Raw genomic sequence first — 12,443 nt, 5'->3', positions numbered from 1 at the left:
GTAGCCTCGCCTCGTCATTCCGCTCGCTTCCGCCCGGCCGGGAGCCCGGCCGCCGTCCCCCGGACGGCACAGCCCGGCGCCCACCTTGTCATGCGTGCCAGTCCAGCGGGACCTGCCGGTCGCGGTCCCAGGGCCGCTCCCAGCCCGCGAAGTGCAGCAGACGGTCGATGATGCCGGCGGTGAACCCCCACACCAGGGCCGATTCGACCAGGAATGCCGGGCCCTTGTGGCCCCGGGGGTGGACGGCGGTGGCCCGGTTGGCCGGGTCCGTGAGATCCGCCACGGGGACGGTGAACACCCGCGCCGTCTCGTTCGGGTCCACCACGCCGACCGGGCTGGGCTCGCGCCACCAGGCCAGTACGGGGGTGACGACGAACTCGCTGACGGGGATGTAGAGCTTGGGCAGCACCCCGAAGAGCTGCACCCCGGCCGGGTCGAGGCCGGTCTCCTCCTCGGCCTCGCGCAACGCGGCGCGCAGCGGGCCGTCGCCCGCCGGATCGCCGTCCTCCGGGTCGAGGGCGCCGCCCGGGAAGGCGGGCTGCCCGGCGTGCGAACGCAGCGAACCGGCCCGCTCCATCAGCAGCAGCTCGGGGCCGCGCTCGCCCGCACCGAACAGGATCAGCACGGCGGACTGCCGGCCGCCGCCGTCCTCGGGGGGCAGGAAGCGGCTGAGCTGGGTGGGCCGCACCGCCGCCACGGCCCGCACCACCGGGTCCAGCCAGTCCGGCAGGCCCGTCCGGTCCAGCACCACGTCTCCGACATCGCTCGCCCGCGTCATCGCCACCCCCGTTCCGCATTGTCCAACGCCCGGACTCCCCGGGATCGTTCCGTCATCCGGCCCCCAGTGGCGGGGCCGGTGTGCCGCCCGCGTCGAGGTATGCCTGCGGCGGGTTCAGCCGCTGGCCGGGGAAGCCGCCCTTCTCGTACTTGAGCAGCTTCTTCGCCTTCTCCGGGTCCGTCTCGCCCTCGCCGTACGCCGGGCAGAGCGGGGCGATGGGGCAGGCCCCGCAGGCGGGCTTGCGGGCGTGGCAGATGCGGCGGCCGTGCCAGATCACGTGGTGCGAGAGGTCGGTCCAGTCGCTCTTGGGGAACAGCGCGCCGACGGCGGCCTCGATCTTGTCGGGGTCGGTCTCCTCGGTCCACCGCCAGCGGCGCACCAGGCGCTGGAAGTGGGTGTCGACGGTGATGCCGGGGCGGCCGTAGGCGTTGCCCAGGACGACGAAGGCGGTCTTGCGGCCGACGCCGGGCAGCTTGACGAGGTCCTCCAGGCGGCCGGGCACCTCGCCGCCGAACTCCTCCGTCAGGGCCTTGGACAGCCCTATGACGGACCGGGTCTTGGCCCGGAAGAAACCGGTGGGGCGGAGGATCTCCTCGACCTCCTCCGGGTTGGCGGCGGCCAGGTCCTCGGGGGTGGGGTACTTCGCGAAGAGGGCGGGGGTCGTCTGGTTGACGCGGAGGTCGGTGGTCTGGGCGGACAGGACGGTGGCCACCAGGAGCTGGAAGGGGTTCTCGAAGTCCAGCTCGGGGTGGGCGTACGGATAGACCTCGGCCAGCTCCCGGTCGATCCGCCGGGCGCGGCGGACCAGGGCGGTACGGGACTCCTCGCGCGGCGTCTTCACGGCGACGGTCTTCACGGGGGTGCCCTTGACGGCGGCGGACGCCTTCTCGGGGGCGACGGCGGGTTTCTTCAGGGGCGCGGGGGCCTTCTTGGCGGTCGCCGATTTCTTGGCGGCCGCCGCCTTCTTGGTGGTCGCCGACTTCTTGGCGGCGGCCTTCCCGGTAGCCGTGGCCTTCTTCGCGGGGGCCGTCTTCTTCCCGGGCGCCGCCGTCGTCTTCTTCCCGGCCGCCTCCGGCCGCTCCCCGGGCTCGCTCACCGCCGCCGTCCTCTTCGTCACGTTCGTCACGTTCGTCGTGTTCGCCGTTTTGCTACCGCCATCAGAACCCTGTTCGCCCACAGCGGAACCGCGCCGTACTCCCACCCGTCCAGCCCCCTCGGCCTGCGCTCCCACCGGCGATTTGGACACCCGGCCAGCCTACGGCCCGGCACCGACATCCGCCCCGGACCCCGAAGATCGGCGCCCAATTGGACCCCTGCCGCGTACCCCGGGACAGGTGTGCGGCATCCTTGTGACAGATCACACTGTTTGGACCGTCCGGCAAAATGGGCACCACGGACCCCTGGTACACCGGGGGAAGAAGATCCCCTGAGCAGGTCGAATAGGAGAGAACTCGTGGACGACGTTCTGCGGCGCAACCCGCTCTTCGCGGCGCTCGACGACGAGCAGGCCGCGGAGCTCCGCGCCTCCATGAGCGAGGTGACCCTCGCCCGTGGTGACTCGCTGTTCCACGAGGGGGACCCCGGAGACCGCCTCTACGTGGTCACCGAGGGCAAGGTCAAGCTGCACCGCACGTCCCCCGACGGCCGCGAGAACATGCTGGCCGTCATCGGCCCCGGCGAGCTGATCGGCGAGCTGGCGCTGTTCGACCCGGGCCCGCGCACCGCGACGGCCACCGCGCTCACCGAGGCCAAGCTGCTCGGCCTCGGCCACGGCGACCTCCAGCCCTGGCTGAACGCCCGTCCGGAGGTGGCCTCCGCGCTGCTGCGCGCGGTCGCCCGCCGGCTGCGCAAGACCAACGACGCCATGTCGGACCTGGTGTTCTCGGACGTCCCCGGCCGGGTCGCCCGCGCCCTGCTGGACCTCTCCCGCCGCTTCGGCGTGCAGTCGGAGGAGGGCATCCACGTGGTGCACGACCTCACCCAGGAGGAACTCGCCCAGTTGGTGGGCGCCTCCCGGGAGACGGTCAACAAGGCGCTCGCCGACTTCGCCCAGCGCGGCTGGCTCCGCCTGGAGGCCCGCGCGGTGATCCTGCTGGACGTCGAGCGCCTGGCGAAGCGCTCGCGCTGACGGCCCCCGCCGGAGGGGCGCGGGTCAGATGATCCCGTGCTCCTCCAGGTACTCCAACTGCGCCCGCACCGACAGCTCCGCCGCCGGCCACAGCGAGCGGTCCACGTCCGCGTACACATGGGCCACGACCTGCTCCGGGGTCCGGTGGCCGTCCTCCACGGCCGTCTCCACCTGGGCGAGCCGGGTGGCGCGGTGGGCGAGGTAGTACTCGACCGCCCCCTGGGCGTCCTCCAGGACGGGCCCGTGCCCCGGCAGCACCGTGTGCACACCGTCGTCGACCGTGAGGGACCTGAGCCGCCGCAGCGAGTCCAGGTAGTCGCCGAGCCGCCCGTCGGGGTGGGCGACGAGGGTCGTACCGCGCCCGAGGACCGTGTCGCCGGTCAGCACCGCCCGGTCGGCGGGCAGATGGAAGCTGAGCGAGTCGGCGGTGTGCCCCGGCGTCGGCACGACCCGCAGCTCCAGGCCGCCGACCGTGACCACGTCCCCCGGGCCCAGCCCCTCGTCGCCCAGCCGCAGCGCCGGGTCGAGCGCGCGCACCCTGGTGCGGGTCAGCTCGGCGAAGCGGGCGGCGCCCTCGGCGTGGTCCGGGTGACCGTGGGTCAGCAGGGTCAGGGCGATCCGCCGGCCCGCCCGTTCGGCGGTGTCGACGACGTTGCGCAGATGCCCCTCGTCCAGCGGACCGGGGTCGACCACCACGGCCAGGTCAGAGCCGGGTTCGGCGACGATCCAGGTGTTGGTGCCGTCCAGCGTCATCGCCGACGCGTTGGGCGCGAGGACGTTGACGGCCCGTTCGGTGGCGGGCCCCGACAGGGCCCCGCCACGCGGCTGTCCGGGCAGGGCGGTGGCGTCCGTCATGCGGGGGCTCCCCCGGTCTCGGTGGTCGTGACGTGCTGGGTGAACTCGTCGTGGCCCGGCCAGGACAGCACGATCCCGCCGCCCTCCAGTCGGGCCCGCGCCAGTACGGGTGTCAGGTCCCGCCCGGCCGCCGCCGCCAGCGCCCCGGCCGCCGTGTCGTACTCGGTCAGCGCCCGCAGGGTCGCGATGGTCGGCGGCATCATCAGCAGCTCGCCCCGGTCGTACCCGGCGGCCGCCCCGGCGGGCGTGGTCCAGACCGTGCGGTCGGCCTCCGTGGAGGCGTTGCGGGTGCGCTGCCCCTCGGGGAGGGCGGCGACGAAGAACCAGGTGTCGTAGCGCCGGGCCTCGAACTCCGGGGTGATCCAGCGGGCCCAGGCGCCCAGCAGGTCGGAGCGGAGCACCAGGCCTCGGCGGTCCAGGAACTCGGCGAAGGACAGGTCCCGGGCGACCAGGGCGGCCCGGTCCGCCTCCCAGTCGGCGCCCGTGGTGTCGCCGACGACACGGTCGCCGGCCGGCCCGGCGAGCAGCACGCCCGCCTCCTCGTACGTCTCCCGCACGGCCGCGCAGACGATCGCCTGGGCGCTCGCCTCGTCGACGCCGAGCCGGTCCGCCCACCACGCGCGTGCGGGGCCCGCCCAGCCGATGTCGCGGTCGTCGTCGCGCGGGTCGACGCCGCCGCCCGGATAGGCGTACGCGCCCCCGGCGAACGCCATGGAGGTGCGGCGGCGCACCATGTGCACGGCGGGGCCGGGGTCCCGCAGGAGCATCACCGTGGCCGCGCGTCTCGGGGTGACCGGGGTGAGGCTGCCGTCCGCGAGCGCGCGGATGCGGTCGGGCCACTCCGGTGGGTACCACTGACCGTTCGCCATGGCCGGAGGCTATCCGGTGACGGGCGGATGTTCGAGTGGCTGCTGTGCCGGTCGTAGCCCCGGTCGCCGCGCCGCCCGCTGTGCCGGTCGCCGTGTCGGTGTCAGGCGGGCAGCGCGGCCAGCCAGTCGGTCAGCAGCCGGTTGGTCTCCTCGGGGCGCTCCTGCTGGAGCCAGTGCCCGCAGCGGTCCAGGAGGTGGCAGGCGGTCAGGCCGGGCAGGGTCACCGGGTAGGCGTCGATGGCGTCGGACAGCCAGGTGGTGGAGGCGTCCAGGGTGCCGCCGAGGAACAGGGACGGCTGCTCGACGGGGGCGCCGCGGTGGCCGGCCAGGTCGGCCCAGTCCCGGTCCATGTTGCGGTAGCGGTTGAGGGCGCCGGTCAGACCGGTCCGCTCGAACTCCCCCGCGTACACGTCGAGGTCCGCCTCGGTGAGCCAGGCCGGCCGCCTCCCGGTCGGGAACCGGTCGCGCAGGGTGCCGCCCCGGCCGACGAAGTGCGGGTCGGGGGCGCCGGGCGCGGGCATGGTGTCGGCGGACAGGGCGGCGTAGAAACCGGCCAGCCAGCCCCGTACGTCGGGCTCGATCTCCGCCTCCGCGCGGCCGGGCTCCTGGAAGTACGAGACGTAGAACTCCTGTTCGCCATCGGGTCCGCCCAGGCCCGCGAAGACCTCGCTCGGCCGCGGCCCGCCCGGCGGGGTGTACGGCACGCTCAGCAGGCCCACCGCGCGGAAGACGTCGGGCCGCAGCAGCGCGGAGGCGGAGGCGATGTTCGAGCCCCAGTCATGGCCGACGATCACCGCCTCGCGCTCGCCGAGCGCCTCCACCACGGCGGCGTTGTCCGCCACCAGGTCCAGCATCCGGTACGCGGCCGCCTCGGCGGGCCGGGAGGAGCGGCCGTAGCCGCGCACGTCGATCGCGACGGCGCGGAAGCCCGCGGCGGCCAGCGCGGGCAACTGGCGGCGCCAGGAGTACCAGGACTCCGGGAAGCCGTGCACCAGCAGGACCAGCGGGCCGCTGCCCTGCTCCACCAGGTGGATACGGCCGGCCGGCGCGGGCACCAGGCGGTGGACGGGACGGTCGGTGACGGACGGCTGCGGCATGGGTCCTCCCGGGCACGTGAAGAGCGTTCAGGCCCCCGGAGGGTTCCACCCGGGCACCTGTGGCGATCCTGCGGCGGCCGGGGCGCCCGCCACGAGGTTTGTTGCCGGGCCGGCAACACGCGCCGCGCGAGGACGGTCGGAAAGCACGCCCCCGCGCGGGAAGGCGGGAAGGGCCGAAAAGCCCGCCCCCGCGCGGGACGGACCGGCGAAGGCGCCCCCCGCGCGGGACGGACCCGGCGAAGGCGCCCCCCGCGCGGGACGGACCCGGCGAAGGCGCCCCCCGCGCGGGACTACTCCCCGCTCAGCTCCACCTGGACCTCGACCTCCACCGGCGCGTCCAGCGGCAGTACCGCCACGCCGACCGCACTGCGCGCGTGCACGCCCTTGTCGCCCAGAACCTCGCCCAGCAGCTCGCTGGCGCCGTTGATCACGCCGGGCTGCCCGGTGAAGTCGGGCGCGGACGCCACGAAGCCGACGACCTTCACCACGTGCGCGACGCGGTCGAGGTCGCCGGCGACGGACTTCACGGCGGCCAGGGCGTTCAGCGCGCAGATCCGGGCCAGTCCCTTGGCCTCCTCCGCCGTCACCTCGCCGCCCACCTTGCCGGTGACCGGGAGCTTGCCCTCGACCATCGGAAGCTGGCCCGAGGTGTACACGTACACCCCGGACCGCACGGCCGGCTGGTACGCGGCCAGCGGCGGGACGACCTCCGGCAGGGTCAGGCCGAGTTCGGCGAGCCTCGCCTCGACGGCGCTCATCCCTGCTTCTCCCGCTTCAGGTAGGCGACGAGCTGCTCCGGGTTGGGACCGGGCACGACCTGCACCAGCTCCCAGCCGTCCTCGCCCCAGGTGTCCAGAATCTGCTTCGTGGCATGGACGAGCAGCGGCACGGTTGCGTATTCCCACTTGGTCATGCGGCCGACTGTATCCGCTGTTATCCACACCCTCCCGCGTAGCCCGCCGCGGACTGGTTACGCTCGAATACGTGAGCAGGCTCCAGGTCGTCAGCGGCAAGGGCGGAACCGGCAAGACGACGGTGGCCGCCGCCCTAGCGCTGGCCCTGGCCACGGAGGGGAAGCGGACGCTCCTCGTCGAGGTCGAGGGCCGGCAGGGCATCGCGCAGCTCTTCGAAACCGAAGCGCTGCCCTATGAGGAGCGGAAGATCGCCGTCGCTCCCGGGGGCGGGGAGGTGTACGCCCTCGCCATCGACCCCGAGCTGGCGCTGCTGGACTACCTCCAGATGTTCTACAAGCTGGGCGGTGCCGGCCGGGCCCTGAAGAAGCTCGGCGCCATCGACTTCGCGACCACCATCGCGCCCGGTGTCCGGGACGTCCTGCTGACCGGCAAGGCGTGCGAGGCGGTGCGCCGCAAGGACCGCCGCGGCGGCTTCGCCTACGACTACGTGGTCATGGACGCGCCCCCCACCGGCCGCATCACCCGCTTCCTGAACGTCAACGACGAGGTGGCCGGGCTCGCCCGGATCGGCCCGATACACAACCAGGCGCAGGCGGTCATGCGGGTGCTGAAGTCCCGCGAGACGGCCGTGCACCTGGTGACGCTGCTGGAGGAGATGCCCGTCCAGGAGACCGCCGACGGCATCGCCGAACTGCGCTCGGCCAAGCTCCCGGTGGGCCGGGTCGTCGTCAACATGGTCCGCCCGGAGATCCTGGACGCCGCCGACCTGGATCTCGTACGGGAGCTGCCGCGGTCCTCCCTCGCACGGTCGCTGTCGGCCGCCGGGCTGGGCGGGGCGCGGCGCGGCGGGCGCGCCGAGAAGCTGGTGGACCCGCTGCTGGGGCAGGCCGGGGAGTACGCCGCGCGGTACGCGCTGGAGCAGGAGCAGCGGTCCGTGCTCGGGCGACTGGACCTGCCGCTGCACGAACTGCCGCTGCTCGCCGAGGGCATGGACCTGGCGGGCCTGTACGAACTCGCCACCGAGCTGCGGAAGCAGGGGATCGCATGAGTCCGGACCCGGCCCACGCCCAGGAGGGCGCGCGCCGTCTGTCCCCCGCGCGGGTACTCGCCGTCGACCCGCTGCTCGACGACCCGGAGACCCGGATCGTGGTGTGCTGCGGCTCGGGCGGGGTCGGCAAGACGACCACGGCGGCGGCGCTGGGCCTCAGGGCCGCCGAGCGGGGCCGCAAGGTGGTCGTGCTGACCATCGACCCGGCCCGCCGGCTCGCCCAGTCCATGGGCATCGACTCCCTGGACAACACCCCGCGCCGGGTGAAGGGCATCGATGACACGGCGGGCGGCGAGCTGCACGCGATGATGCTGGACATGAAGCGCACCTTCGACGAGATCGTCGAGGCGCACGCGGACCGCGAGCGGGCCGCCGCGATCCTGGGCAACCCCTTCTACCAGTCGCTCTCGGCGGGCTTCGCGGGCACGCAGGAGTACATGGCGATGGAGAAGCTGGGGCAGTTGCGGGCCCGCGACGAGTGGGACCTGATCGTCGTGGACACCCCGCCGTCCCGCTCGGCCCTGGACTTCCTGGACGCCCCCAAGCGCCTGGGTTCCTTCCTGGACGGCAAGCTGATCCGCGTCCTGCTGGCCCCGGCGAAGGTCGGCGGCCGGGCGGGCATGAAGTTCCTCAACGTCGGCATGTCCATGATGACGGGCGTCCTGGGGAAGGTGCTCGGGGGCCAGTTCCTGAAGGACGTGCAGACCTTCGTCGCCGCGATGGACTCGATGTTCGGCGGCTTCCGCACCCGCGCGGACGCCACCTACAAGCTGCTCCAGGCGCCCGGCACGGCGTTCCTGGTGGTCGCTGCCCCGGAGCGGGACGCGCTGCGCGAGGCCGCCTACTTCGTGGAGCGGCTGGCGGCGGAGGACATGCCGCTGGCGGGCCTGGTGCTCAACCGGGTGCACGGCAGCGGCGCCGACCACCTGTCGGCGGAGCGGGCGCTGGCCGCCGCGGAAAATCTTGAGGACCCCGGCATTGTGGATCAGGACGACGGGAAAGCTGGTCTTCGTAACTCTCCCGATACGTACGGCAGTTCAGGCACGCCCGACGACCCCGGCCCTCTCGGCCGCCCCCACGGCCCGGAGAGTGCCGAGGACACCTCCGCGAACACCTCCGAGGACGCCCCCGCGGACCCGGACCTCTCCGCCGACCGGCTCGCCGCGAGCCTGCTGAGACTGCACGCCGACCGCATGCACCTGCTCTCCCGCGAGCAGCGCACCCGTGACCGCTTCACCGCCCGGCACCCCGAGGTGGCCGTGACCGAGGTGGCCGCGCTGCCCGGCGACGTGCACGACCTGGCGGGGCTGCGGGACATCGGCGACCGTCTGGCGACGGTCCGGCCGGAGCTGCCCGACCCGGCCGAGTGAGTGCCGCGGCGCCTCCCGGGGCGACGACGTCCCGAGTGAGAGCCCTGGGCGAGCGGCGTGACGGCTACCCGACGGCCGCGTAGTCCTCGTACACCTCGTCGTCGAGGGGTACGAGACCGGCCCCCCGCTCGTACTCCGTGCGTGCCGTCTCCAGGAGCCGGCGCCAGGAGGTGACGGTGGGCCGCCGGCGCAGCAGTGCGCGCCGCTCCCGCTCCGTCATGCCTCCCCACACGCCGAACTCGACGCGGTTGTCCAACGCGTCGGCCAGGCACTCGGTCCGCACCGGGCATCCGGTGCACACCGCCTTGGCCCTGTTCTGCGCTGCTCCCTGAACGAACAGTTCATCCGGATCGGTAGTGCGGCAGGCGGCCTGCGCACTCCAGTCGGTTACCCAGCCCATACCGGCGCCGTCCTCTCCCGAATCGAGGCTCCCCCACGGCGGCAGCGGCATATTCACCGCCGCCAGTTGAGGACGTTACGGAAGGTGGGCACAGCGCAACACCCCCTTCGGGCCCAATCTTGAATGGCCCGAACGGACTATGGGGAAGCGGCAGATCACCCGGGGGAGTGAGCTGGCGACATGCGTGACGAACCCGGCATCGGACTCGTAACCGGTGCGCCACAACGGACACCGCACGACACTCAAGGCGGATTCGGGCACATACTTCACACGCTCCGGTAAGCGCCCCCGTGCTCCAACACGCCCCTCCGGACGCCGGGCCGAAAAAAATTCGAACCGACCGGAACGATCCGACGCCGCAGGACGTATTGATACATGGCCGCACTGCTGTGACAGTTGAGAGCAGCTTAGGCCAAGGCATATCCGTGTGTCCGGCGAATGAGAACGTAGGCTGCCCCCATGGCAAAGAACCGCTCGGGCGGTGGTCTGTCACCCACGCAGCAGGCCGCCAAGTTCCTCGGTGTCAGTGTGCTCGCGGGAGCCGTCCTGGCGGGCATCGCGCTGCCCGCGGTCGGCGCGCTGGGCCTGGCCGCGAAGGGCTCGGTGGAGAGTTTCGACGAGCTGCCGGCCAATCTGAAGACACCGCCGCTGAGTCAGCGCACCAGCATCCTCGACGCCGAGGGCGGCACCATCGCCACGGTGTACTCGCGCGACCGCACGGTGGTCGGGCTGAAGGACATCTCGCCGTACCTGCAGAAGGCGATCGTCGCGATCGAGGACTCGCGCTTCTACCAGCACGGGGCCATCGACCTGAAGGGCGTGCTGCGCGCGCTCAACAAGAACGCGCAGAGCGGCGGTGTCGCCGAGGGCGCCTCCACCCTCACCCAGCAGTACGTGAAGAACGTCTTCGTGGAGGAGGCCGGCGACGACCCGACGAAGGTCGCCCAGGCCACCCAGCAGACGCTCGGCCGCAAGATCCGCGAGCTGAAGTACGCGATCCAGGTCGAGGAGGAGTTGGGCAAGAAGAAGATCCTCGAGAACTACCTGAACATCACCTTCTTCGGCCAGCAGGCGTACGGTGTCGAGGCCGCAGCCCAGCGGTACTTCTCCAAGCACGCCAAGGACCTCACCCTCCCCGAGTCCGCGCTGCTGGCCGGCATCGTCCAGTCGCCGAGCCGCTACGACCCGGTGAACGACGAGGCGGAGGCCGTCAAGCGCCGCAACACCGTGCTCCAGCGCATGGCCCAGGTCGGCGACATCTCCCAGGCGGAGGCCGCCGAGGCGCAGAAGGCCCCGCTCGCCCTGAAGATCAGCCGCCCGAAGAACGGCTGCATCACCGCCGTCGACGGCGCCGGCTTCTTCTGCGACTACGTCCGCGCGGTGTTCCTGAGCGACCCGGTCTTCGGCAAGACCAAGGAGGACCGGGCCAAGATCTGGAACCAGGGCGGCCTGACCATCCGTACCACCCTGGACCCGCAGGCCCAGGAGTCCGCCCAGGCGTCGATCAAGGAGCACGTCAACAAGGACGACGACGTGGCGACCGCCGCCACCGTCGTGGAGCCCGGCACCGGCAAGATCCTCGCCATGGGCCAGTCCCGCCCGTACGGCTTCGGGAAGAACGAGACGCAGATCAACCTCTCGGTCGACGCCTCCATGGGCGGCGGCGCCGGCTACCAGCCGGGTTCGACGTTCAAGCCGATCGTCGCCGCCGCCGCGATCGAGGGCGGCACCCCGGCGACGAAGACGTACTCCTCGCCGTACGAGATGCAGTACCCGAGCCCGATCCGGACCTGCGACGGCAAGAACTGGGTGAACACCGAGGGCGCCAAGCTCACCAACGAGAACGAGTCGGAGGTCGGCCCCTACGGCATGAAGGACGCGACCGCCAAGTCGGTCAACACCTACTTCGTGCAGTTGATCGCCGACGTCGGCATCTGCCCGGTGACGGAGATGGCCCAGAAGATGGGCGTCGAGCGCGCCGACGGCCGCACCATGGACCAGGCGCCGTCCATCGCCCTGGGCACCCAGGAGATGTCGCCGCTGACCATGGCCAGCGCGTACGCGACCTTCGCCTCGCGCGGCATGTACTGCACGCCGGTCGCCATCGAGTCGATCAGCCAGCGCGTCGGCCAGCAGAGCAAGTCGCTGGAGGTCCCGAAGTCGACCTGCTCGCGGGCGATGTCGGAGACCACCGCCGACACGGTCAACACGCTCCTCAAGGGCGTCGTCGAGGACGGCACCGGCACCGAGGCCGGCCTGACCAGCCGGCCCAGCGCGGGCAAGACGGGTACCACCGACTACCGCTACGCCGCCTGGTTCGTCGGCTACACGCCGAACATGGCCGGCGCGGTCTGGGTCGGCGACCCCGCGCACGAGCGCCGGATGGTCGGCATCAGCATCGGCGGCGTCTGGCACGACAAGGTGTACGGCGGTGAGGTCCCCGGCCCGATCTGGCGCGACATGATGAGCGGCGCGCTGGAGGGCAAGGAGGCCCCCGACTTCACCCAGGTCGACATCCCCGACGGCAACACCGACCGGAACCCGGGCGGCGGCAACGACGACGGGGGCAACGGTGACGACGGGGGCAACGGTGACGACGGGGGCAACGGCGGCAACGGGGGCGGTGGTGACACCGGTGCCGTCGGCGGCATCGGCGGCGGGGACACCGGCGGCGACGGCGGCAACGGCGGAGGTGACGGTGGCGGCGGTGGCTTCGACTGGGACAACCTGTTCCAGGGGATGACCAACGGCGGGAACGGTCCCGGGGGAACCGGAGGACCCGGGGGAAGGCGAGGCTGAGCCCGCCCCGGCCTCCGGTCGCGAACCGAAGAGGGCGGCCCCTCACTCTGTGGGAGTGAGGGGCCGCCCTTTTTGTGGCCGCGGTGGCCGTGGTGGCTGAGCCTTTTGCACGATGGCCGCGTGGCCACGCGGCCGCGGCGACCCGGCGGCCCGGCAGATTCGGCTCCGGCTCCGGCTCCGGCTCC

At 72.6% G+C, this 12,443-nt stretch carries 12 protein-coding genes; 4 read left to right on the top strand and 8 right to left on the bottom strand.

The features are described 5' to 3' along the window. Positions 1-88: 88 nt before the first annotated feature. Together ACFY32_RS24545 and nth are read right to left on the bottom strand one after the other, a co-directional pair. Positions 89-778, bottom strand: a complete 690-nt coding sequence (locus ACFY32_RS24545; protein WP_359203663.1) for a CoA pyrophosphatase — start codon at positions 776-778, stop codon at positions 89-91. Between the two features lie 52 nt (positions 779-830). Beyond that, complete coding sequence (nth, locus tag ACFY32_RS24540) at positions 831-1,895, bottom strand: endonuclease III (RefSeq protein WP_390675266.1); 1,065 nt, start codon at positions 1,893-1,895, stop codon at positions 831-833. Between the two features lie 336 nt (positions 1,896-2,231). Here nth and ACFY32_RS24535 point away from each other — a divergent pair, with 336 nt between their 5' ends. After that, entirely contained in the window at positions 2,232-2,906 is a 675-nt protein-coding gene (locus ACFY32_RS24535; protein ID WP_190202863.1) for a Crp/Fnr family transcriptional regulator, read from the top strand. Between the two features lie 24 nt (positions 2,907-2,930). On the opposite strand, the gene ACFY32_RS24530 is transcribed toward ACFY32_RS24535, so the two are convergent. The 5 genes from ACFY32_RS24530 to ACFY32_RS24510 all read right to left on the bottom strand — a co-directional run bounded on the left by ACFY32_RS24530 (position 2,931) and on the right by ACFY32_RS24510 (position 6,640). Next, positions 2,931-3,761 carry an MBL fold metallo-hydrolase gene (locus ACFY32_RS24530; protein ID WP_390675265.1) on the bottom strand — a complete coding sequence of 277 codons (831 nt, stop codon included), beginning with the start codon at positions 3,759-3,761 and terminating at the stop codon, positions 2,931-2,933. Continuing rightward, positions 3,758-4,630 carry an NUDIX hydrolase gene (locus tag ACFY32_RS24525; RefSeq protein ID WP_390675264.1) on the bottom strand — a complete coding sequence of 291 codons (873 nt, stop codon included), beginning with the start codon at positions 4,628-4,630 and terminating at the stop codon, positions 3,758-3,760. Before ACFY32_RS24525 ends, ACFY32_RS24530 begins: the two co-directional genes overlap by 4 nt. A 101-nt stretch (positions 4,631-4,731) precedes the next feature. Beyond that, positions 4,732-5,727, bottom strand: coding sequence for an alpha/beta fold hydrolase (locus ACFY32_RS24520; protein ID WP_390675263.1), 996 nt, complete (start codon positions 5,725-5,727; stop codon positions 4,732-4,734). A 290-nt stretch (positions 5,728-6,017) separates the two neighbouring features. Further along, positions 6,018-6,485: a RidA family protein gene (locus tag ACFY32_RS24515; protein WP_359203649.1), complete on the bottom strand. Its 468-nt coding sequence runs from the start codon at positions 6,483-6,485 to the stop codon at positions 6,018-6,020. Further along, a complete protein-coding gene (locus ACFY32_RS24510; RefSeq protein ID WP_073947089.1) occupies positions 6,482-6,640 on the bottom strand; it encodes a DUF4177 domain-containing protein in 159 nt (52 codons plus the stop codon). Before ACFY32_RS24510 ends, ACFY32_RS24515 begins: the two co-directional genes overlap by 4 nt. 71 nt (positions 6,641-6,711) lie before the next feature. Between ACFY32_RS24510 and ACFY32_RS24505 the strand changes: the two genes are divergently transcribed. Further along, positions 6,712-7,689: an ArsA-related P-loop ATPase gene (locus ACFY32_RS24505; protein WP_359203645.1), complete on the top strand. Its 978-nt coding sequence runs from the start codon at positions 6,712-6,714 to the stop codon at positions 7,687-7,689. Then, entirely contained in the window at positions 7,686-9,059 is a 1,374-nt protein-coding gene (locus tag ACFY32_RS24500; RefSeq protein ID WP_390675262.1) for an ArsA family ATPase, read from the top strand. The genes ACFY32_RS24505 and ACFY32_RS24500 overlap by 4 nt, the downstream gene beginning before the upstream one ends. Before the next feature lie 64 nt (positions 9,060-9,123). Here ACFY32_RS24500 and wblA read toward each other — a convergent pair whose 3' ends face one another. After that, entirely contained in the window at positions 9,124-9,459 is a 336-nt protein-coding gene (gene wblA, locus ACFY32_RS24495; protein WP_190202869.1) for a transcriptional regulator WblA, read from the bottom strand. 459 nt (positions 9,460-9,918) lie between these two features. On the opposite strand from wblA, the gene ACFY32_RS24490 reads away from it, so the two are divergent. Next, entirely contained in the window at positions 9,919-12,258 is a 2,340-nt protein-coding gene (locus tag ACFY32_RS24490) for a transglycosylase domain-containing protein (RefSeq protein ID WP_390675261.1), read from the top strand. Positions 12,259-12,443: the final 185 nt, after the last annotated feature.

This window comes from Streptomyces sp. NPDC000134 (genome assembly GCF_042899225.1).
In the GTDB taxonomy this organism is placed as follows: domain Bacteria; phylum Actinomycetota; class Actinomycetes; order Streptomycetales; family Streptomycetaceae; genus Streptomyces.
Note: the sequence above shows the minus strand (reverse complement) of the source record. Positions and strands in the feature narration are given on the sequence as shown.